Here is a 21,143-nt window from a genome sequence, read left to right on the forward strand (position 1 = left end):
GTTCCGCGGCTACCCGGAGTCGAGTGCGGAGGTGGTCGCGGGGGCAGCCTGTTCCGCACTCAACCCCGGATGGGTCCGCGCCTGCCTGGAGTCGAGTGCGGAGGTGGTCGCAGGGGCAGCCCTTTCCGCACTCGACCCCGGGAAGGGGTGGGGTCAGGGGAGGGCGGCGACCGCGGCCACGACGGCCGCCGCCAGCCCGGCGAGCGCCGCCCCGGCGCGCACCCTGTCGGCGACCAGGAGGCGGCGGAGCAGGGCGGGGGCCGGGCCCTCCCGTCCCAGCGCGCCGTGGGTGGGCGCGGCCACGAGGGCGGTCGTCCCGAGGGCGAGCGCCTGGGCGGCCAGGGCGACCACCACGGCCGGCCCCAGCGGCGCGGCGACCAGCACCCATCCACCGGCGAGCAGGACCGCGAGGTAGACCGCCCCGACGAGGGGCACGATCCGGCGGGAGTGCGCGTCGTGCGCGGCCGCGAAGGAGCCGGCCGGCTGCGCGGCCAGCACCGGGTAGACCAGCGTCGTGACCGTCACCTGGAAGCCGGCGTGCAGCGCGGACGCGATGGCCAGGGCGGCGAGCGGGGTCATCGGGCGAGGGCGCGCGCACCCGGTCGACGTCCGAGGGAGCGGGGCATCCCGAACGCCGTGGCCGTGCCGGCCGAGTGGAGCACGCTGTCCGGCGCCCGGTCGGCCAGGGACGGGAAGCCGGCGGCGGCCAGCAGCTCGTCGTCGAGGTCGAGCAGCGTCGCGCGCCGCAGCGGCCACGGCTCGTGCTCGTTGGCCACCCACCGCGTCCGGCCGAGCATCCGGGTGTGCAGGCCGTATCTGGCGGTGAGGAAGTGCTCCAGCGGTCCGGGCTCGGCCACTGCCTCGCCCACCTCGACGACCATCCGGCTGCGGGCGCCGCGGGGCGCGGGCCAGCGGCGCACCGAGCCGTACTCGAGCCGGTCCCCGTCGTGGGCGCAACGCATCCGGGCCCAGGTGTAGGGCGTGCCGAACACCGCGCGGGCCGCGAGCGAGACGAGGAGGCGCGAGGCCTCGAGGGAGCCGAAGACCACGCCGCGCCGGCCCTGGTCGTCGACGGAGTAGAAGCGCACGTTGGTCTCGAGGAAGGTCCCGAGCCACGGGACCGCCGGCCCGGCACCGAACCCCGCGCCGACCATCCGGAACGGGATGAGGCCGACGTACGTGGCGCCGCCGATCGTGTCCGGACGGGTGCCGGCCGGCAGCAGCGGGGCGACGAGCTCGGGCTCGACCGCCCAGTGCACGAACGTGATGTCGAGCCACTGCTGGCGCATCGAGCGGGGACCGGCGAGCGGCGGGGCCACCGGGTCGGGGGCGTCGTGCGGGGTCACCGGGAGGGGGGTGGGCGGCTCGGTCACCCTCCGAGTCTCCGGACGGGTGGGCCCGCCGCGCGCTCGAGGTGACCCCTCTCACCCGGGGCTGTCGAAGCTCGGGGTCAGCGGCCGGCGGGTCGGCGGCGGCGCAGCTCGCGCACGATGCCGGCCTGGCGCCGAGCCACCCGGCCGCGCTCGACGGCCGAGCCGGCGGCCAAGCCCTCGCGCAGGGCGTCCTCGGTGCCCGCCAGCTCGGCGATGAGCTCGCGGACCGATCGCCCGGAGGGGGTGGGGAGGGTCGGTGCCGTGGTCATGGGCACCACCCTGTCCCGCGGTCCTCCGAGGTCGGTCGGAGGACCCTGTGGGGTTCCTGTCAGCCGGTGGCGCCGGTGGCTCCGGCCGCCTCGGCGGCCTCGGCCGCGCCGCTCACCTGGTTCGGGCGCCGGGACGCTGCCTCGCGGGCCTTGCCGGCGCGGTAGTCGGCCAGGCGCTGCTCGGCGCGGTCGCCGAACAGGATGCGCGCCACCTCGACCAGCCCCTCGGAGGACTCGATGTCCTCGTCGCGGACCACGAGGTCGATCTTGCTGCGCCGGCGCATGAAGTCGTCGAGGGTCACGACCATCTCGTGCTCGGCGGCGGTGTACAGCTCGGCGCGCAGGTAGTCGGCGGAGCCCATCACGTCCTCGCCCATCGACGGGTCGGCGCGGATCGCCTCGAGCAGGTCGAAGGCGCGCCGGCCGTAGCGTCGCCACAGGCGGTCGGTGAGCGGCTCGACGTCGGGCTTGTCGCGCAGGGCGTCGAGGCGCATGAGCCGCGCCTGCCGGTAGAACTCGGAGCGGGTCTGGGCGGCCGGCTCGCCGTACCAGTTGGCGAGGTCCTTCTCGAGCGGGATGCCGAGCGCCTCGACCTCGGCCGCGACCTCCTCGCCGACGTTGAGGCAGTCGGTGAGCTTGCCGCCGAGCACGGTGACGACGGCCCGCTGGTCGTCGCGCTCGATCTCGTGCTTGCGCGACAGCGAGGTCCAGTCGGCCTCGGCGTGGTCGTCCGCCCCGCGCCGCACGACGAGCGGGCGCACACCGCACCGCTCGGCGATGACGTCGTCGGCGGTCAGCGGCTGCGGCAGGTCGAGGCGGGCGTTGATCTGGTCGAGGAGGAACTGGCGGTCCTCGTCGGTGACCTCGGTGTACGGCGAGTCCACGCGGGTGTCGGTGGTGCCGATGACCGAGCGCCGGCCCATCGGGATGACGTAGAAGAGGCGCTGGGTGTCGTCGAAGAAGGCCAGGACGCGGTCGTGGTGGACGGTGGTGAGGCGGGGCACGACGAGGTGGATGCCCTTGGAGCAGACGATCCGGTGGTCCGTGCGCAGGTCCCAGGAGGTGTTGAGGTCGTCGACGAACGGGCCGGCGGCGTTGACCACCACGCGCGCCGCCGTGGTGACCTCCTCGCCGGAGTCGGTGTCGCGGAGGCGGCAGACCCACCGGTCGCCGATGCGCTGGGCGGAGACGAGCTCGACGTAGTTGGCGACCGCCGCCCCGGCCTCGAGGGCGGAGCGGACGAAGGAGAAGACGAAGCGGGCGTCGTTGTCGACGAGGTAGGCGTCGCGGTACTCGATGCCGCCGCGGACGTCACTGACGTCGATGGCGGGCTCCTGCTCCTTGACGCCCTCCTGCCCGTAGAGGTGCGGGCGCTCGGTGCCGAACAGGCCGATGCCCCAGTAGGCGGTCGCGCCGAGGCCGGCGAACCACGGGGCGTACGGGGCGGAACGGCTCAGCGCGGCGAGGAAGCCGATCTCGCGGATGTTGTCGGGGTAGGCCTTCATCAGCCGGTTGCGGCTGCGGCACAGGCCGAAGACGAGGGGCAGCTCGTAGTTCTCGAGGTACTTGAAGCCGCCCCAGACGAGGTTGGAGGACTCCTGGCTGGTGAAGCCGCCGAAGTCCCCGCGGTCGATGAGGGCGACCGAGGCGCCCCGGCCGGCGAGGGCCGCCGCGGACACGGCGCCGTTGATGCCGGCGCCCACGACGAGGACGTCGAACAGGCCGCCGTCGATCCGCTCGATGTTCGCCGACCGCAGGCTCATGCCCCCCAGCGTAGGCGGAGCGCGGGTCGGCGGGGTCGGGCGGTCCACACCCTCGACCGGGCACCGCGATGAGTTCGGGCGCCCGCACCGGTCAGACTGCTCGACACACCACCGACCCCAGGAGCCGTGACCCGATGTCGTTCCAGGCCTACCTCGACACCATCGAGAAGAAGACCGGCAAGATCCCCCAGGAGCTCGTCGACGAGGCGCACGCCCGCGGCTACGGCGCCGACACCAAGGCCGGCGAGATCGTCGCGTGGCTCGCCGACGAGTACGGGCTCGGCAAGGGCCACGCGATGGCGCTCGTGCACGTCGTGAAGAACGGGCCGGGGATCAGTGACAAGCACGTCGGCACGACCGGGACCCACCGCGACGAGTCGAACGTCCTGCGCCTCGACGGCCTCGCCAACCGCTGAGGGGTCCCGTGCGCACCCTCGCCGTGACCCAGAACATCACCCTCGACGGCCGCATCGACATGCTCGGCGACTGGTTCGACTCCCAGGCCGACGACCCGGCGCTGCGGTCCGAGAGCGCCCGACAGATGGCGGCCGCCGACTCCCTGCTCGTCGGCCGCGGGACGTTCGAGTCCTTCCGCGGCCACTGGCATGACCTCGAGGGCGACACGACCGGGGTCAGCGCGTACCTGGACCGGGTCGACAAGTACGTCGTCTCGTCGACACTCGACGACCCCGGCTGGGCCGGCACCACCGTGCTGGGCGGGGACTGGCTGGACCGCGTCGCCGCGCTCCGCGATGAGGAGGGCGGCGACATCGTGTGCACGGGGTCGGTGACCCTCGTGCACGCGCTGTTCGAGGCCGACCTCGTCGACGAGGTGCGGCTCTTCCAGTACCCCGTCGTCCAGGGGGAGGGGCGCGGCCTCTTCCCGGACGGATGGTCCACGCGGGCCCTCGAGCTCGCCGAGACGCAGGTGTACGGCACCGGCGGCGGCTACCAGCGGTGGGTCGTCACCCGCTGACCGGCGTCAGCCCCCAGCGGTCTGCCCCAGCTCCTCGCGCCACGAGTGCACCGGCTCGTAGCCGAGCATCCGCCGCGCCTTGTCGATGCAGAAGAACGTCTCGTCCTCGCCCATCTCGCGGCGGACCTCGACCCCGTCGTAGAACTGCTGGATGAGCTCGGAGGTGCTCGCCCGCACCGAGTGGCCCGCGTTGGCGATGTTGAACACCTCGAAGCCGAGGTCGTCGGTGGCCAGGCAGCGGTCGATGGCCTGGGCCAGGTCGCGGACGTCGATGTAGGCGAAGATGTTCCGCCGCCGCTGCGCCGGGTCGTCGACGAAGCCGGGGAACTTCTCGGCGTACTCGTGCGGCTCGATGACGTTGTTGATGCGCAGCCCGTAGACATCGGCCCCGGTGCGCCGCTGCACCGAGCGGGCAGTGGTCTCGTTGACGACCTTCGAGGTCGCGTAGGCATCCTCGGGCACAGTCGGGTGCTCCTCGTCGACGGGCAGGTAGTCGGGCCGCCGCTCGCCGCGGGCGAAGCAGATGCCGTACGTCGTCTCGGACGAGGCGAAGACGACCTTGCGGATGCCGAGCACCGCCGCCGCCTCGAGCACGTTCCACGTGGAGACGACGTTGTTGGCGTAGGTCTCGTTGTCCGGGCGGAGCAGGATGGCCGGCACCGCGGCGAGGTGCACGATCGCGTCGTAGGCCTGCTCCCGGGGCTCGTCGAGCTCGTCGAAGGAGGCGGGCATCCGGAGTGCGGAGAGGACCTGCCCGAGGTCGGTCAGCTCGACGTCGAGGTCGGTGACGCCGGCCAGGCCCAGGGGCGCCCGGTCGGCGTTGGTGACCGTGTGGCCCTGCTCGAGGAGGTAGGGGACGACGTGCCGGCCGGCCTTGCCGCTGCCGCCGGTGAGGAAGATGCGCATGGCCGCATCCTCACACCACGGCGGGGGCGCGCAGGGTGCGAGGCACGCCTCAGAACGAGAAGCGCACCCCGGTGAGCTCCTCCGAGCGGTCGAACAGCAGCCCGGCGAGGGTCTCGTCGCGCGCCCACTGCGAGCGCCGGGCCTCACCGACCGGGCCGCGCGTCTCGCCGATGCCGGTCGGCCCGGAGTACGTGCCGGGCCGGGCCGCCGTCGCTGCGAACACCGTTCCCTCGGCGCCCTTCTCGGGCCCGGGGAAGAGGAGCTTGACCCCGAGGCCGGCGACCGCGCCGATGACCGGCATGCCGCCCATGCCGTCCTTGCTCGTCACGAGGTTGGTGGCCGAGACGCCCGGGTGGGCCGCGGTCGACGTCAGCGACGACCCGGCGGCGGCGGCGCGGCGCTGGAGCTCGTCGGCGAAGAGGAGGTTGGCGAGCTTGGACTGCCCGTAGGCCTTCTGGGTGTCCCAGCCGTCGCGCGGGTTGCCCTCGCACACGGAGCCGTCGCCACGGTGGTGGGCGATGGACGACACCGTCGTGACGCGGGCCGCCGGCGCCTCCAGCAGGTGGGGGAGCAGGCGCCCGGTGAGCGCGAAGTGGCCGAGGTGGTTGGTGCCGAACTGCAGCTCGAAGCCGTCCTCGGTCTCGCGGTAGCGGGGCGGGGTCATCACGCCGGCGTTGTTGACGAGCAGGTCGAGCGGACCGTCGAAGCGGTCGGCGAACGCCGCCACCGACGCCTGCGAGGCGAGGTCGAGCTCCTCGACGGACACCGCTCCCGCGGCACCGGTGCGGCGGATGCGCTGGGCGGCCTCCTCGCCGGCCGTGGTGTTGCGCACGGCCAGCACGACGTCGGCGCCATGGCGGGCGAGCTCGCGGGCCTCGACCAGGCCGATGCCGGAGTTGGCGCCCGTGACCACGGCCCGCTTCCCGGTGAGGTCGGGCATCTCGGCGTACGTCCAGCGGCTCATCGGGGTGCCTCTCGTGGCGCGGTCGGGGTGGTGGCGGTGTCGCCACCCTCTCGTCGGACCGAACGAGCGAGGTGCCGGCACCATTCCGCCCGTACGTCCGGCTCGGTGTGCGCGGTGGCGACGCGCGGCTCGTCAGCGGCGGGTGAGCGCGACGACCGGGATGACCCGGCTCGTCTTCTCCTCGTAGCCGCGGAAACCGTCCGACATCTGCTTGAACCGCTCCCACACGGCGTCGCGCTCCGCGCCCTCGAGCACCGTCGCGCGCACCTCGACCGTGCCGTCGTCGGGCGTCTCGATGCGCACGTCCGGGTGGGCCCGCAGGTTGTGGAACCAGTCGGGGTTGTCCGGCGCACCGCCCTTGGAGGCGGCCAGGTACCAGCGGTCGTCGCTGTCGCGGACGGCCGCGAGCGGGGACACGCGCTCGGTGCCGGAGCGGGCTCCTGTGTGGTGCAGCAGGACCAGGCCGCGGCCGAACCCCATGGTCTGCACCGTGCCGTCGTTCGCGCGGAACTCGTCGATGATCTGCTGGTTCCAGTCGGACATGCGCTGGCCTCTCCGTCGGTCGGGACGTCGGGTGAACACCACCGGGGCGGGGGGTGTTCCACGGTCGAGCGGGCTGGGTTCGGAGGGTGTCCTTAGTGGTGGCAAAAACGTTGTGCCGCAGCCAATTCAGTCCGTATCGGGTCTTGCCGTAGAACGTGTGTTCGGGTAGGATCGGGGGTACGAGGGGAGGGGGGCCGATGGCCGCCACGAGCGTTCTGATGGATGCCGCGCGAGCGGCTCGCGAGCTCCTGGTCGAGGCCCTCGATGCCGGTCCGGTCGTCGGGTCGCAGAGCCTGTGTGCCGAGCTGCTGGGTGAGCTGCAGGCGCTGGTCGATGTCGCCTCGGCGGCGCAGGACGAGGCGATCGTGGCGTTGGCCGCGGTGGAGACCGAGTGGTGCGAGGACGGGACGGTCGTGGAGGTGCGGCGCGCGCCTGGTCACGTGGCGCTGGATGCTCCGGCGCTGGTCTCGGGGGTGCTGAAGGTATCCGCGGTGCACGCCGAGCGGCGGGTGCGGGATGCGGTGCGCCGCGCTGCCGACGGACCCAACGGGTCGGCGTCGTGCACCGGGCTGGGCGGGCTGTACGCCGCGATGCGGGCTGGGCGGTTGGACGGGTACCGGGCACAGGTCGTGGCCTACGAGCTCGAAGAGGTCCTCGCCCCGCTCGCCGAGACCGTGGTCGCCTCGCTGCAGGAGTGGTTCGACGTCGAGGACAGCAGCCACCTGCGGCGGCGGACCCGGCGGCTGCTGGCGAGGATCTCTCCGGACCTGCTGCGCCAGCGGGCGGTCCGCGCCCGTGAGGCCTCCGGGTTGCGGCGGTGGGTCGACGAGCCGGGTGTCGACACGTGGCTCGGCACCTTCCCCTCCGAGGAGGCGTGCACCGCGTGGGCCGCGATCGACGCCCTGGCCCAGCAGTACCTCGCCGACGGGGTGTGCCCGCGCATCGACCGGGCCCGCGCGAAGGCGCTGACCGACCTCGTGACGAGCAACGCGACCATCGACGTCCAGGTCGTGCTCACCACCCCGGTCGAGGGCGGAAGCGTGCCCGCATCCGCCGCAGGCGCCGGGATCAACGGGTTCGCGGTCACTGCCGCGGACCCGTCCGAGAACGCGGCTGCCGGGGTCGCCGGCCGGGCGGCCACCGACCTCGTCCAGGTCGACACGGGCCGCGCCGGTGAGCCGCTGCTCGTCGAGCGCGGCTGGCTCGAGCGCGCTGTGGCCGCCACGGCCGTCACCGGACGGGACCGTCTCGGCCGGCCGCGGATCCTGCCCTGCGACACCGGCACCGGCGCCCCGCTCGACCCCGACGGCGAGCTGAGCACCAGCGCCTACCGACCCAGCCCGCGGCTCGCCGCGTTCGTCCGGGCCCGGGACCGGCACTGCCGCTTCCCCGGCTGCACCACCGCCGCCCGCTACTGCGACCTCGACCACGTCCGACCCCACCCGGCCGGACCCACCAGTGCTGCGAACCTGGTCTGCCTCTGCCGGCGCCACCACCGCATCAAGCAACGCCCCGGCTGGCGCGCCGTGCTCCACCCCGACGCGTCGATGACCTGGACCGACCCCACCGGACGCACCCGCACCACCCATCCACCCGACCAGCTCCACCCGGTCGTCCTCCCCGACGCCGGGACCGACCCACCCCCGCCGGAACCCGGCAACCCCTCCTTGGCGCTGCCCGACGGCCCCCACTCCGCCCTCGAGCACCACCTCGAACACGCCGACCCCGCCACGAGCTGGACCTGCCGCGTCCACGTCAGCCGACCCCGCGTGCCGATGACCCTCGACACCCTCCCGACCCACCGCCGTCGACCACGGCTGCCGCAGCAGGACGACCGGCCGCCGTTCTGAGCCGCCTCAGACGGCGGGCTGCCAGCCCTCGCGCCCGGCCTCCGCGTCACTGCGCAGGATGCAGAACTCGTTGCCCTCGGGGTCGGCGAGGATCACCCAGCCCGTGCCCGGCCCGTACTGCCCCCGGTGGTCGGTCACCTCGACGGCGCCGTGCGCGAGGAGGCGGGCCAGCTCGTCGTCGCGGGTCCCCTGGGTCGGGACGAGGTCGAGGTGGATGCGGTTCTTGCCGACCTTGGTCTCCGGCACCTCGATGAAGAGGAGGTGGTGCGAGCCGTCGCGGGCGAGGATCGCGCACTCGTCGTGGCCCGGCTCGTTCGGGTCGCCGGCCACGTCGACGTAGTCGAGCACCCCCTTCCACCACTCGGAGAGCTCGTAGGCGTTGCGGCAGTCGACGGTCGTGTGCGAGACGCGGGAGGTCATCCGGCCACCCTGTCAGCCCCGCCCGGCCCCGGCCACCCGTTTCCACGCCACCCCGCGTGCCGTCAGACGTGGATGGCGGCGGCGATCCCGTCGGAGAAGACCTCGGGCCGCTCCGGCAGCGAGCGCGACAGGCCGGCCGCGCGCCGCGCCGCGGTCCACGCCACGGCGCACGCGTCGAGCACGTCGTCGGCCCCGTAGCCGCGACCCTCGAGCACCGACGGCCGGGCGATGCCCACCGCGGCGAGGGCGTCGAGCCGTGCGGCCCGACCCTCGTCGGTCTTCTTGCCCGGCGTCAGCGGTGCGCCGGCCATCGTCGCGAAGGAGACCTCGGGGTGGACCTCGAGCACCTCGACGGTGGGGCGGGCGCGGACCCACGCGTCGACCTCGAGGATCTTCTCGCGCAGGGCGAAGGCCTGGGCGCCGACGCCCTGCCCGCTGAGCGAGCGGTTCACGGCGTCGGCCGCGGCGCGGTCCGCAGCGCCGTAGGCCGCCCGCGTCAGGGTCGTGAAGACGGACGACGCCTTTCCCGGCAGCGCACGCCGCGCCAGGGCATCGGCCTGACGGGTCGTGCTGTCGGGCAACCCGATCGGGATGTCGATGCCCACCACCCTCACGTCGGCGGACTCTCGCACAGCCTCAACGAGCTCACCGATGGTCGCGGCCACGACGATGCGGGGGCGCGGGGCGCCTGGCTCCAGCAGGGCGCCCACCCAGCCGGCCCGGCAGCCGTCGACGCCGAGCACCGGCACCGACACCTCGACCGGCGGTGGCGCTGTGCCCTCGGCGTCCGGGGTGCGCTCGTCGACGAGGCCGGCCACCGCGTCGAGGACGAGGTCCAGGGTCACCTCGAACTCGGCCCCGAAGGACCATCCCGGGCGCAGGGCGTGGTCTCGGGCGAACTCGGTGAAGTGCGGGTACGCCGCCGCCGTCGCCTCGTCGACGAGGTCGGCCTCGATGACGGCGAGCTCGTCCTGGTCGTCGAACGGGAGGGCGAGCTCCTGGAGCAGGAAGCCGTAGAGGTGCGCGTCGACGAGGGCGAAGAGGTGGCCGGTCGCGGCGAGGGAGAAGCCCGCCGTCCGCGCGCAGCCGAGGACCGCGTCGTGGTGGGCGACGGCCTCGGGACCCGGGGAGCGGCGCGAGTCCATCAGGCCGACCGCCCAGCGGTGGCGCAGCAGCGCCTCACGCGCCGTGACCGACCGGCGGCGCAGCTCCGCACGCCACGGCGCGCCCACGACGGGCGAGTGGAACTCCGCGAAGACGGCGTCGACCATCGCGTCGAGCAGGGCGTCCTTGTGCGGGACGTGGTGGTAGAGCGACATCGCCTCCACGCCGAGCCGCTTGGCCAGGGACCGCATCGAGAGCGCCGCCAGGCCGGACCCGTCGGCGAGGGCGACCGCCTCGGCGACGATCCGCTCGCGGGTGAGCGACGGGCGGGACGGGCGTCCGGTGGGCACGGGTCGGGCTCCTCGAGGGTGGGGGACTTGCGCGATCTTACGGCGTAAGGCTACCGTTCGGCGCAGCAGAACAGACTTACGGTGTAAGGGAGACAGTGGTGCGAGCGGTCGTGCAGGACGAGTACGGCGGGCCGGAGCGGCTGCGCCTCACGGAGGTGCCCGACCCGGTCGCGGGGTCCGGCGAGGTGCTCGTGCGGGTCGGCGCGGCCGGCATCGACCGCGGGACCGTGCACGTGATGACCGGCACCCCGCGGGCGGCACGGCTCGCCCTGGGCGTGCGGCGGCCGCGTGCCGCCTACCGCACTCCCGGACGGGACGTCGCCGGCACGGTCGTCGCGCTCGGTCCCGACGTCACCGGCTGGGTGGTGGGGGACCGGGTGTACGGCACCGCCGACGGGTCGTGCGCCGAGCTGGCGGTCATCCCGCTGAAGCGCCTCGCGCGGCGGCCCGAGGGCCTCGGCGTCGAGGCGGCCGCCGCCGTCCCGGTCTCCGCCCTCACCGCCCACCAGGCGCTGCGCGGAGCCGGCGTCGGGCCCGGGCAGCGGGTACTCGTCGTCGGGGCCTCCGGCGGGGTCGGCTCGTTCGCGGTCCAGCTGGCCGTGGCCGCCGGCGCGACGGTGACCGGCGTGAGCAGCGCCGCCAAGGCGGACCTCGTCCGCGCGCTGGGCGCCGCCCACGTCGTCGAGCACGAGCACGCCGACATCGATGCAGAGGGCGTGCGGTACGACGTCGTGCTCGACATCGGCGGACACCGGCCGGTGCGCCGCCTCCGACGCGTCCTGGCCCCACGCGGCACCCTCGTCGTCGTCGGCAGCGAGACCGAGGGCCGCTGGCTCGGCGGGCTGCAGCGCTCGATGGGCGCCGCGCTGCTCTCGCCGTTCGTCCGCCAGCGCCTCGTGATGCACGTCGCCAAGGAGCGCGGTGCCGACCTGGACCAGCTGCGGCCGCTGCTGGAGTCCGGCGCCGTCCGCCCGCACGTCGAGCGGACCTGGCCCCTGGCGGAGGCGGCGGCCGCCATCGCCCACGTCGCAGGCGGGCGGGCCCGGGGAAAGGTCGTCGTGTCGGTCGACCCGGACGCCTGACGGCCCGGCCCCGGGCGGGCGACCCCCTCCGGGGCCGTCGTCCGCCCGGGACCGGGCCGGGTCGGTGCGGGTCCGCTCAGCGAGCGGCGGGCTCGGCGACCGGATCGGCGCCGGCCGCGTCGTGGGCCGAGTCGTCCGGTCCGTCGTCGATCATCCTCGCCTCGTCGAACGGCCGTCGACCCGCGAGCACCTCGTCCATCTGCTCCCGGTCGATCGCGTTCACCCAGGTGCCGATGAGGACCGTGGCGATCGAGTTGCCGGCGAAGTTGGTCAGCGCGCGCGCCTCGCTCATCAGTCGGTCGATGCCGACGATGAAGCCGACGCCGTCGACGAGGTCGGGGCGGTGGGACTGCAGGCCACCGGCCAGTGTGGCCAGGCCCGCACCGGTGACGCCCGCGGCGCCCTTGCTCGCGATGATCATGAAGACGAGCAGGCCGATCTGCTGGCCGATGCTGAACGGCTTGTCGAGCGCCTCGGCGATGAACAGCGAGGCCATCGTCAGGTAGATCGCGGTGCCGTCGAGGTTGAAGGAGTACCCGGTCGGCACGGTGATGCCGACGACCGGGCGGGAGACCCCGAGGTGCTCCATCTTGGCGATGAGCCGCGGCAGGGCCGACTCGGACGAGGACGTCGAGAGGATGAGGAGGAACTCGCGGCCGAGGTACTTCAGCAGCGACCAGACGTTGACGCCGGCGACGACCTTGAGGATGGCGCCGAGGACGCCGAAGACGAAGATCGCGCAGGTGGCGTAGAAGGCGACCATGATCAGGCCGAGGCTCTTGAGGGCGTCGAGGCCGGTGGCACCGACGACGGCGGCCATCGCCCCGAACGCGCCGACGGGCGCGACCCACATGATCATCGCCATGAGCCGGAAGACGAGCTTCTCGAGGTGCTTGATGCCCTTGAGGATCGGCTCGCCCGCACCGCCCATCTTCTGGAGCGCGAAGCCGACGAGCACGGCGACGAGCAAGGTCTGCAGCACCGAGCCGGAGGTCAGCGCCGAGACGAGGGTGTCGGGGATGAGGCCGAGGAGGAACTCCGTCGTGGTCTCCGCCTCCGCGGCGACCTGCGACTGGCCCGACTTCGCGAGCTCGTCGGTGAGGTTGAGGCCGGCGCCCGGCTGGACGATGTTGCCGACGACCAGGCCGATGGCCAGGGCCACGGTCGACATCGCGAGGAAGTAGCCGAGGGCGAGCCCGCCGACCTTGCCGACCTGGGCGGCCTTCCGGACCGAGCCGATGCCGAGGACGATCGTCACGAAGATGATCGGGCTGATCATCATCTTGATGAGGTTGACGAAGAACGTCCCGAGGGGCTTGAGCTCGACCCCGAAGTCGGGGAAGAGGAAGCCCACGGCGATGCCGAGGAGCATCGCGACGATGACCGCGATGTAGAGGAAGTGCGTGCGGTCCCGGCGGGGGGCCGCCGGTTCCGTCCCACCCTGGGTGGGCTCGCTGGGCGCGGCTGCGGTCATGCGTGACTCCTTTGTCCCGGGGCGCAGGGTGCTGCGCTCCCCCGACAGGGTGGCCGCCCGCGCCGTTATCGTCACCGTTGTGTACGCAGTGTTCACGCGGGTGACCGGATCCGCGCGGTGAGCGTCGGCCCCGCGTCCCCGGTCGCGGCCGCCGGCCCCGACGACGAGGGAGCCCGTCGCGGGATGAGCGTCGCCGGGCAGACCACGCTGCTCGTCGTCGCGCTCGTCTTCGGCGTCATCGCGGCGGGCCTCGGCGCCGCGTACGTGCAGGCCCGGCGGGCGGTGACCGACGAGTCGAGCGCGCGCGTGCTCGCCGTCGCCCAGTCGGTCGCCGCCGAGCCCGACGTCGTCGCGGCGGTCGCGGCGGGCGACCCCGACGGCGTCCTGCAGCCCCTCGCGGAGGGCGTGCGGCGCAACACCCGGACCGACTTCGTCGTCGTGATGAGCCGCGAGGGCATCCGCTACAGCCACCCCAACCCCGACCAGGTCGGCAAGCCGTTCGTCGGGCACGTCGAGGCCGCGCGGGCCGGCGGCGAGGTCCTCGAGGACTACACCGGCACCCTCGGCCCGAGCCGTCGCGCGGTCGTCCCGGTGCGCGATGGCGGCGCGGTGGTCGGGATGGTGGCCGTCGGCATCGGCAAGGAGGCGGTCAACGCCCGGCTCGCCGACGAGCTGCCTCCGCTGCTCGTGGCCGGCGCGGTCGCCGGCCTGCTCGCCGCGGTCGGGACCACCCTCATCGCCCGCCGGGTGCGCCGCCAGACCCGGGGGCTGCGGGCCGCCGAGCTCCAGGCGATGCACGACCACCACGACGCCGTCCTGCACTCGGTGACCGAGGGGCTGGTCCTCGTCGACCCCGAGGGGCGGGTGCGGCTGGCCAACGACGAGGCCCGCCGGCTGCTCGGGCTCGCCGACGACCCGACCGGTCGCGAGGTCGCCGAGCTCGGCCTGGCCGGGCCGCTCGTCGCGGCGATGACCGACGCCGATGTCCGCGAGGACGACCTGCACGTGACCGGCCAGCGGGTGCTCGTCCTCAACAAGGCCCGGGCGCAGCGCGACGGCGAGGACCTCGGTGCGGTCGTCACCGTCCGCGACCGGACCGACCTCGAGGACCTCACCGGCGAGCTCGGCGCGGCCCGGGGGCTGGCCGAGGCGCTGCGCTCGCAGGCCCACGAGTCCGGGAACCGGCTGCACACGATGGTCTCGCTCATCGAGCTGGGACACCCCGACCGGGCCGTCGCGTTCGCGACCGAGGAGCTCGAGCGGGCGCAGCGCCTCACCGACGTCGTCGTCACGGGGGTGGACGACCCCACCGTGTCGGCGCTCCTGCTCGGCAAGGCCGCCGAGGCGCACGAGCGCGGTGTCGACCTCGTCGTCGACCCCGGGCTGCGCTGGCCGGCCGGCGTCGGCACGGCGCGCGACGTCGTGACGGTCGTCGGCAACCTGGTCGACAACGCCGTCGACGCGGTGGCGGGCACGCCCGGGGACCGTCGTGTCGAGCTGACCTCCCGCGACCTCGGCGACCGGGTCCAGCTCGTCGTCGCCGACACCGGCCCGGGCATCCCGCCCGAGCTGCGCGAGCGGGTGCTCGAGCGCGGCTTCTCGACGAAGTCCGGTGGGACGCAGGGCGGGCGGGGCATCGGGCTGGCGCTGGTACACGCCACGGTCGAGCGGCTCGGGGGGTCGCTCACCGTCGACGAGCCGCCGGGTGCGACGGTCACCGTCACCCTGCCGGTGCACGGCGGTGGCGCGTGAGCGGCGAGCGACCCGACATCCGGGTCCTCGTCGTCGAGGACGAGCCGGTCGCCGCCGAGGCGCACGCGACCTACGTGGGACGGGTGGACGGCTTCGTCGTGTCGGGGGTCGTGCACACCGCCCGGGACGCGTTGCAGCACCTCGGGGCCGAGCCGGTGGACCTGGTCCTGCTCGACATGGGGCTGCCCGACCTCCCGGGGCTCGACGTCGTCCGGGCGATGCGGGCCGGCGGTCACCGGGCCGACGTCGTCGCCGTGACGTCGGTGCGCGACCTCGAGATGGTGCGCGCCGCCGTCTCCCTCGGCGTCGTGCAGTACGTCCTCAAGCCGTTCGTCTTCGGGATGCTGCGCGAGCGGCTCGTCGCCTACCGCGACTACCGGGACGACGTCGGCGGCGGGCAGGTCGACACCCAGGCCCAGCTCGACACGGTGTTCTCGCGGCTGCGGCCGACCGGGGCGTCGACCGTCCCGAAGGGGATGACCGAGGAGCTGCTCGCGCGGGTGTCGGCCATCGTCCGCGAGGCGTCGGACCCGGTGTCGGCGGCGGAGATCGGGGCCGGTGCCGGCGTCAGCCGGGTGACCGCCCGGCGCTACGCGGAGCACCTCGTGGAGGCCGGGCGCGCCCGGCGCGGCAACCGCTACGCCGGCACGGGCCGCCCGGAGGTCACCTACGCCTGGGAGGCCTCGCGCACCACGTCGTAGACGGCCAGCGTCACGCCGTTGGAGTACGCGGCGTGCTCGACCAGCCGCAGCGCCGACGGGCCGGTGTCGGCCGCGCGCGTGAACAGCCGCTTGCCCTCGCCGAGGACGAGCGGGAAGACGAGCAGGTGGTAGCGGTCGACCAGTCCGGCCGCCGCCAGCCCGCGGGCCAGGGTCGGGCTGGCGTGCACGATGATCGGGCCGCCGTCGCCCTCCTTGAGCCGGGCCACGTCGTCGAGGGAGGCCAGCACGGTCGTCGGCTGCCAGGCCGGGTCGGTCTCGGTGAGGGTGCTCGACACCACGTACTTCGGCATGGCGTTGTAGGCGGCGAACTCGTCCTCCATCGAGGGCCAGACCGGGGCGAACTCCTCGTAGCTGACCCGGCCGAGCAGCATCGCGGACGCCTCCTCCTGCTCGCGGCCCTTGATCTCGTAGGCGGCCGGGTCGAACTCGACCTCTTTGAAGCTCCAGCCGGCGCGCGGGTGCTCGCCGCCCCCGGGGGAGTCGACGACTCCGTCGAGGCTGATGAGCTCGGTGACGATGATCTGACGCACGGGGTTCTCTCCTGGGTTCGGTGGGGAATCACCCTGTCAGACCGGCGGGAGCACCGGGACTCATCGCTCGCCGGGCATCGCGCAGGAATTCCTGAGTACGACCTGCGACGGCTCGCCAATCGCCCTGCACCCCGCAGGCCGGAGGTGCGGCCCCGGGTGACAGGGTGAGGCAATGCCCGACTCCTCCCGCCTGACCCGGATGCTCGAGCCCTGGCGCGGCGCGCCGGCGAGCGACGTCGACGCCACCGACGTCGACGTCCACCACCGCCGCACGGCCGCCGCCGGGCTCGAGGCGGTGGCCGTCTCGATGAACCGCGGTGTCGGCCAGATGGGTCCGGTCCGCACCCTGAACACCCTGCGCCGGCTCAACCAGGTGCACGGCTTCGACTGCATGGGCTGCGCCTGGCCGGACCCCGACCCCGAGCACCGCTCGTTCGCCGAGTTCTGCGAGAACGGCGCGAAGGCGGTCGCCGAGGAGGCCACGAAGCGGCGCGCCGACCGCGCCTTCTTCGCGCGCCACTCCGTGGCCGAGCTCGCCACGTGGAGCGACTACCAGCTGGGCCAGCAGGGGCGCATCACCGAGCCGATGCTGTTGCGCGAGGGCGGTACCCACTACGAGCCGGTGTCGTGGGAGGAGGCCATCGGGGTCGTCTCCGAGTCGCTGCGCGGTCTGGACTCGCCGGACGAGGCGGTGTTCTACACGAGCGGACGGGCCTCCAACGAGGCGGCGTTCACCTTCCAGCTGTTCGCCCGCGCCTTCGGCACCAACAACCTGCCGGACTGCTCGAACATGTGCCACGAGTCGACGTCCGTCGCGCTCGCGGAGTCCATCGGCATCGGCAAGGGCTCGGTGAGCCTGCAGGACGTCCACGAGGCCGAGCTCGTCGTCATCGCCGGTCAGAACCCGGGCACGAACCACCCGCGGATGCTCAGCGCGCTCGAGGCGTGCGTGCAGAACGGCGGCACGGTCGTGGCGGTGAACCCGTTGCCGGAGACCGGGTTGCTGAAGTTCGACAACCCGCAGAAGGTCCGCGGGCTCACCGGCGTGGGCACCGACCTCGCGAGCGAGTTCCTGCCCATCCGGCTCGGCGGCGACCTCGCGCTCTTCCAGGCCCTCGGCGCCCTCCTGCTCGAGCGGGGCGCGATCGACCAGGAGTTCGTCGACCGCCACACCACGGGCTTCGAGTCGTGGAAGCAGCACGTGGCCGACCTCGACTGGGAGGCCGTCGACCGCGCCACCGGCCTGCCGCGCGAGCAGATCGAGCGCGTCGCGGACCTGCTGGCTGCCTCGTCCCGCACCGTCTTCTGCTGGGCGATGGGCGTGACGCAGCACAAGCACGCCGTCCTGACCATCAAGGAGATCACGAACCTCGCTCTCCTGCAGGGGAACATCGGCAAGCCGGGCGCCGGCCTGTGCCCGGTGCGCGGCCACTCCAACGTCCAGGGCGACCGCACGATGGGCATCTGGGAGAAGCTGCCCACCCACTTCGCGGAGTCGCTGCGCCAGGAGTTCGGGTTCGACCCGCCCACCGAGCGCGGGCACGACGTCGTCAACACCATCCGGGCCCTCCAGGAGAACAAGGTCAAGGTGCTGGTCGGCCTCGGGGGCAACTTCGCCGCCGCGACGCCCGACTCCGAGCTGACCCACGAGGTGCTGCGCTCGGTCGACCTCGGCGTCCAGGTCTCCACCAAGCTCAACCGCACGCACGTCCTGCCGGGCCGGCAGATGCTCATCCTCCCGTGCCTCGGGCGCACCGAGCGCGACATCACCACCGAGGGCTGGCAGGGCGTCACCGTCGAGGACTCGATGAGCTCGGTCCACCTGTCGGTCGGGCGCAACGAGCCCGCCGGCGAGCAGCTGCGCGGCGAGCCGTGGATCGTCTGCCGGATGGCCGAGGCCGTCCTGGGTGACGGCCCCGAGGGCTCGCGCATCGACTGGGCGGCGATGGCCGAGGACTACGCGGCGATCCGCCGCCACATCGCCCGCGTCGTCCCGGGGTGCGACGCCTACGACGAGAAGGTGCAGCGGCCCGGCGGCTTCGTGCTCCCGCACCCGCCGCGGGACACGCGCACGTTCGAGACCCCGTCCGGGAAGGCCGAGATCGCGGTCAACCCGATCCAGGTCCTCGAGGTGCCGGAGGGGCACCTGCTGCTGCAGACCCTGCGCAGCCACGACCAGTTCAACACCACGATCTACGGGCACGACGACCGCTACCGGGGGCTCGCCGGCGGCCGCCAGGTCGTCATGGTGCACCCGGACGACATCACGGCGCTGGGCCTGGCCGAGGGTGGCCTCTACGACGTCGTGTCCGAGTGGACGGACGGCTCGGAGCGGGTCGTCCACGGCTTCCGGGTCGTGTCCTACCCGACGCCCCGGGGGTGTGCCGCGGCGTACTACCCGGAGTGCAACGTCCTCGTGCCGCTCGACCACGTCGCCGAGGGCAGCAACTGCCCGGCGTCCAAGGCCGTCACGGTGCGGTTCGCCCCCGTCGGGTCGTGCGGTCGCATCGACTGCGACCCCGAGAGCCGGGTGAAGTCCGGCAGCGACCGCGAGCACCGCAGCGAGGTCGAGCCGCACCACCTCAGCTGAGGTCAGCCGCCGGCCTGGAGGCGCAGCCCGGCGAGCAGGAGGTCCAGGCCCGACCGGAACTGGTCGGTGTCGTCGTGGCCCTCGAACTCGTCGGCGATCTCGTGGAGGTAGGGGAACTCCGTGGTGTCCAGCTCGCGCCACTGACCGACGGTGGCGGCGAGGTAGTCGTCGCGCCCGACCTCACCGGACAGCACCTCGGCAGGAGGCTCCTGGCCGAGGTCGGCCGCGGTGCCCACGACGAAGCCGATGACGGCCGAGACGGCGTGGAAGCGCTGGCGCGGTGTGAGGTCGAGCCGGAGCGCCTGCTGGCCGAGCTTCTCGAAGAGCCGCAACGCGTTCGGCTGCACCAGCGTGTTGCGCATGAAGTAGGCGCCGAGCCAGGGCCGGTCGACGATCGCGTCGAAGAGGGTCAGGGCGATGGTGCGCATGTCGTCCACGGGGTCGCCGCCGCCCACGTCCCGCACGGCCACGAGGACGTCGGCGAGCACGTGGTCGGAGGCCCGGTCGAGCAGCTCGTCCTTGCTGGAGACGTACCAGTAGATGCTGCCGACGCCACCGCCCAGCCGGCCGGCCAAGGCCCGGAAGTTCAGCCCGGACTCGCCGTGCTCGTCGAGCAGGGCGACCGCCTCGGTGAGCACCGACTCCAGTGAGTGCGAGGCCCGTCGCCGTCCCGTCTGCGGGCCCCGGCCCGCCCCGCCCCGTCCCGCCCCGGCCCGGCCCCCGCGCACCGCGCCCTCGGCACCGCCGCGGGCCGCACCGGCGCCGGCGCGCGGGCTGCGGACCGGGCGGCGGGGGCGCTGGGGAGGCGGCGTCATGGACCCATGAGACCACAGCGGGAGGGCCGGGGTTGCGCCGGACCGAACATCGTTCTATCGTACCGAACAGCGTTCGACAACCGAACGACGTTCGACTCCCGGGAAGGAGGAGCCATGACCGCCACCGCCGTCACCGCCCCGCCCCGCACGTACCCCTCGCTCCGCGCCGCGTGGATCCCCCTCGCGGCCCTCTGCCTCGCCTTCTTCGTCGAGATGGTCGACAACACGCTGCTGACCATCGCCCTGCCGACCATCGGCCGCGACCTCGGCAGCGGCACCACCGCCCTCCAGTGGGTCACCGGCGCCTACTCGCTGACCTTCGGCGGGCTGCTGCTCACCGCGGGCTCGATGGCCGACCGGCTCGGCCGGCGGCGCGTGCTGCTCGTCGGGCTCGCCGTCTTCGGCACCGTCAGCCTCGCCGTCGCGGCCGTCTCGACCACCGGCGAGCTCATCGGCCTGCGCGCCGCCCTCGGCCTGGCCGCCGCCGCGATGGCCCCCATCACCAACTCGCTCGTCTTCCGCCTCTTCGACGACCAGGCCCTGCGGATGCGCGCGATGACGGTGATGATCGTCGTCGGCATGTCCGGCTTCGTCCTCGGCCCGCTGCTCGGCGGCACCGCGCTCGCCCACGTCCGCTGGGAGTGGCTGCTCCTCGTCAACGCCCCGATCGCGCTGCTCGCGTGGGTCGGCGTGCGGCTCGGGGTGCCGGCCGACTGCCCCGAGGACCTCACGCACGACCGCCTCGACCTGCCGGGCGCCGTCCTGAGCATCGCCACCATCGGCCTCGGCTGCTACGCCCTGACGAGCGGCGTCGAGCACGGATGGCTCTCGCCCGTCACCCTCGGCGCGGTCGCCGGGTCCGTGCTCGCGCTCGTCGCGTTCCTGCGGCACGAGCGCCGCACCCCCGAGCCGATGCTCGACCTCTCGCTCTTCGCCGGAGGGACCGTGCGCGGCGCGACCATCGCCCAGGTCGGCACGTCGATCGTGATGGCCGGGGTCATGTTCGGCCTCATCCTGCACTTCCAGTACGCGTACGGCTGGAGCCCGGTCCGGGCCGGCTTGGCCAACCTGCCGATGATCGCGACGATGCTCCTCGCGACGCCGCTCGCCGAGGGGCTGGTGCGCCGGTTCGGTCACCGGGTCGCCTGCCTCGTCGGCGCGGTCCTGCTCGCCGTCGCGCTCGCGGGGATGGCCTTGGGTGTGCCGCACGGCTACCCGGCGATCGCCGCCGCGATGGTCGTGATGACGGCCGGCCTGCGCATCGTCATGACCATCTGCGCCGTCGCGCTCGTCGAGGCGATGCCCGAGAACCGCACCTCCATCGGCACCGCCCTCAACGACACCGCGCAGGAGGTCGGGACGAGCATCGGCACGGCCGTGGTCGGCACGCTCGTCGCCCTTCTGGTGACGACCGTGCTTCCCGCAGGGACGTGGAGCCCCGCGCTCGTGGCCTCCTTCTTCCACGGTGAGCAGGTCACCTACGCGCTGCTCGCCGTCGTGGTCGGGGCGCTCGGGGTGGCCGGGGCCCTCGCCCTCACAGACTCCCGCAGCGTCGAGGAGCACCCGGAGGAGGAGGCCAGCGCGCAGACGGCCGGCGTCCGCTGACGCCGGGCCATCGAGCGACGCTGCACGTGCGGGGTTGTCGCTGTCAGGACGTCGG

General features: G+C 73.7%; 20 protein-coding genes. 8 read left to right on the top strand and 12 right to left on the bottom strand.

All coding sequences use genetic code 11. From position 1 onward, the window contains the following. Positions 1-153: 153 nt before the first annotated feature. From ACQZ2A_RS14280 to ACQZ2A_RS14295, 4 genes are all read right to left on the bottom strand, one after another. On the bottom strand, positions 154-579 hold the full coding sequence (locus ACQZ2A_RS14280) for a hypothetical protein (RefSeq protein ID WP_430212287.1): 426 nt from the start codon (positions 577-579) through the stop codon (positions 154-156). Further along, positions 576-1,373, bottom strand: a complete 798-nt coding sequence (locus tag ACQZ2A_RS14285; protein WP_430212289.1) for a YqjF family protein — start codon at positions 1,371-1,373, stop codon at positions 576-578. The genes ACQZ2A_RS14280 and ACQZ2A_RS14285 overlap by 4 nt, the downstream gene beginning before the upstream one ends. 77 nt (positions 1,374-1,450) lie before the next feature. After that, on the bottom strand, positions 1,451-1,642 hold the full coding sequence (locus ACQZ2A_RS14290) for a hypothetical protein (RefSeq protein WP_430212291.1): 192 nt from the start codon (positions 1,640-1,642) through the stop codon (positions 1,451-1,453). Positions 1,643-1,701: 59 nt separating this feature from the next. Next, positions 1,702-3,405, bottom strand: a complete 1,704-nt coding sequence (locus ACQZ2A_RS14295; RefSeq protein WP_430212292.1) for an FAD-dependent oxidoreductase — start codon at positions 3,403-3,405, stop codon at positions 1,702-1,704. A gap of 134 nt (positions 3,406-3,539) precedes the next feature. On the opposite strand from ACQZ2A_RS14295, the gene ACQZ2A_RS14300 reads away from it, so the two are divergent. Both ACQZ2A_RS14300 and ACQZ2A_RS14305 read left to right on the top strand, forming a co-directional pair. Then, on the top strand, positions 3,540-3,821 hold the full coding sequence (locus ACQZ2A_RS14300; RefSeq protein ID WP_430212294.1) for a DUF4287 domain-containing protein: 282 nt from the start codon (positions 3,540-3,542) through the stop codon (positions 3,819-3,821). 8 nt (positions 3,822-3,829) lie between these two features. Continuing rightward, positions 3,830-4,381, top strand: coding sequence for a dihydrofolate reductase family protein (locus tag ACQZ2A_RS14305; RefSeq protein WP_430212296.1), 552 nt, complete (start codon positions 3,830-3,832; stop codon positions 4,379-4,381). A 6-nt stretch (positions 4,382-4,387) separates the two neighbouring features. Here the strand turns inward: ACQZ2A_RS14305 and ACQZ2A_RS14310 are convergent, their stop codons facing one another. The 3 genes from ACQZ2A_RS14310 to ACQZ2A_RS14320 all read right to left on the bottom strand — a co-directional run bounded on the left by ACQZ2A_RS14310 (position 4,388) and on the right by ACQZ2A_RS14320 (position 6,794). Beyond that, the gene (locus ACQZ2A_RS14310) at positions 4,388-5,287 is read right to left on the bottom strand and encodes an NAD-dependent epimerase/dehydratase family protein (protein WP_430212298.1); all 900 of its coding nucleotides are present in this window, start codon (positions 5,285-5,287) and stop codon (positions 4,388-4,390) included. Positions 5,288-5,336: 49 nt separating this feature from the next. Continuing rightward, the gene (locus ACQZ2A_RS14315) at positions 5,337-6,251 is read right to left on the bottom strand and encodes an SDR family oxidoreductase (RefSeq protein ID WP_430212300.1); all 915 of its coding nucleotides are present in this window, start codon (positions 6,249-6,251) and stop codon (positions 5,337-5,339) included. Between the two features lie 132 nt (positions 6,252-6,383). Beyond that, positions 6,384-6,794 (bottom strand): nitroreductase/quinone reductase family protein, encoded by a 411-nt coding sequence (locus ACQZ2A_RS14320; protein ID WP_430212302.1) that lies wholly within the window; start codon positions 6,792-6,794, stop codon positions 6,384-6,386. A gap of 218 nt (positions 6,795-7,012) precedes the next feature. Here ACQZ2A_RS14320 and ACQZ2A_RS14325 point away from each other — a divergent pair, with 218 nt between their 5' ends. Further along, positions 7,013-8,644 carry an HNH endonuclease signature motif containing protein gene (locus ACQZ2A_RS14325; protein ID WP_430212305.1) on the top strand — a complete coding sequence of 544 codons (1,632 nt, stop codon included), beginning with the start codon at positions 7,013-7,015 and terminating at the stop codon, positions 8,642-8,644. 6 nt (positions 8,645-8,650) lie between these two features. On the opposite strand, the gene ACQZ2A_RS14330 is transcribed toward ACQZ2A_RS14325, so the two are convergent. Then, positions 8,651-9,064 carry a VOC family protein gene (locus ACQZ2A_RS14330; RefSeq protein ID WP_430212307.1) on the bottom strand — a complete coding sequence of 138 codons (414 nt, stop codon included), beginning with the start codon at positions 9,062-9,064 and terminating at the stop codon, positions 8,651-8,653. A gap of 62 nt (positions 9,065-9,126) precedes the next feature. Then, positions 9,127-10,518, bottom strand: a complete 1,392-nt coding sequence (locus ACQZ2A_RS14335) for a DUF429 domain-containing protein (RefSeq protein WP_430212310.1) — start codon at positions 10,516-10,518, stop codon at positions 9,127-9,129. 98 nt (positions 10,519-10,616) lie between these two features. On the opposite strand from ACQZ2A_RS14335, the gene ACQZ2A_RS14340 reads away from it, so the two are divergent. After that, a complete protein-coding gene (locus ACQZ2A_RS14340) occupies positions 10,617-11,600 on the top strand; it encodes an NAD(P)-dependent alcohol dehydrogenase (RefSeq protein WP_430212313.1) in 984 nt (327 codons plus the stop codon). A 76-nt stretch (positions 11,601-11,676) separates the two neighbouring features. Here ACQZ2A_RS14340 and ACQZ2A_RS14345 read toward each other — a convergent pair whose 3' ends face one another. After that, positions 11,677-13,074 (bottom strand): cation:dicarboxylate symporter family transporter, encoded by a 1,398-nt coding sequence (locus ACQZ2A_RS14345; protein ID WP_430212314.1) that lies wholly within the window; start codon positions 13,072-13,074, stop codon positions 11,677-11,679. A gap of 117 nt (positions 13,075-13,191) precedes the next feature. Between ACQZ2A_RS14345 and ACQZ2A_RS14350 the strand changes: the two genes are divergently transcribed. Both ACQZ2A_RS14350 and ACQZ2A_RS14355 read left to right on the top strand, forming a co-directional pair. After that, positions 13,192-14,826: a sensor histidine kinase gene (locus ACQZ2A_RS14350; RefSeq protein ID WP_430212316.1), complete on the top strand. Its 1,635-nt coding sequence runs from the start codon at positions 13,192-13,194 to the stop codon at positions 14,824-14,826. Further along, a complete protein-coding gene (locus tag ACQZ2A_RS14355; protein WP_430212318.1) occupies positions 14,823-15,527 on the top strand; it encodes a response regulator in 705 nt (234 codons plus the stop codon). The genes ACQZ2A_RS14350 and ACQZ2A_RS14355 overlap by 4 nt, the downstream gene beginning before the upstream one ends. On the opposite strand, the gene ACQZ2A_RS14360 is transcribed toward ACQZ2A_RS14355, so the two are convergent. Then, positions 15,494-16,078, bottom strand: a complete 585-nt coding sequence (locus ACQZ2A_RS14360; protein ID WP_430212321.1) for a dihydrofolate reductase family protein — start codon at positions 16,076-16,078, stop codon at positions 15,494-15,496. The genes ACQZ2A_RS14355 and ACQZ2A_RS14360 overlap by 34 nt on opposite strands. A 172-nt stretch (positions 16,079-16,250) precedes the next feature. Between ACQZ2A_RS14360 and ACQZ2A_RS14365 the strand changes: the two genes are divergently transcribed. Beyond that, positions 16,251-18,668, top strand: a complete 2,418-nt coding sequence (locus tag ACQZ2A_RS14365) for an FdhF/YdeP family oxidoreductase (RefSeq protein WP_430212324.1) — start codon at positions 16,251-16,253, stop codon at positions 18,666-18,668. A gap of 2 nt (positions 18,669-18,670) precedes the next feature. Here ACQZ2A_RS14365 and ACQZ2A_RS14370 read toward each other — a convergent pair whose 3' ends face one another. Continuing rightward, complete coding sequence (locus tag ACQZ2A_RS14370; protein ID WP_430212326.1) at positions 18,671-19,483, bottom strand: TetR/AcrR family transcriptional regulator; 813 nt, start codon at positions 19,481-19,483, stop codon at positions 18,671-18,673. A 114-nt stretch (positions 19,484-19,597) separates the two neighbouring features. Between ACQZ2A_RS14370 and ACQZ2A_RS14375 the strand changes: the two genes are divergently transcribed. Next, positions 19,598-21,088, top strand: coding sequence for an MFS transporter (locus tag ACQZ2A_RS14375; protein WP_430212328.1), 1,491 nt, complete (start codon positions 19,598-19,600; stop codon positions 21,086-21,088). The last annotated feature ends 55 nt before the right edge of the window (positions 21,089-21,143 follow it).

This window comes from Phycicoccus avicenniae, from assembly GCF_050496545.1.
In the GTDB taxonomy this organism is placed as follows: Bacteria; Actinomycetota; Actinomycetes; order Actinomycetales; family Dermatophilaceae; genus Phycicoccus; species Phycicoccus avicenniae_A.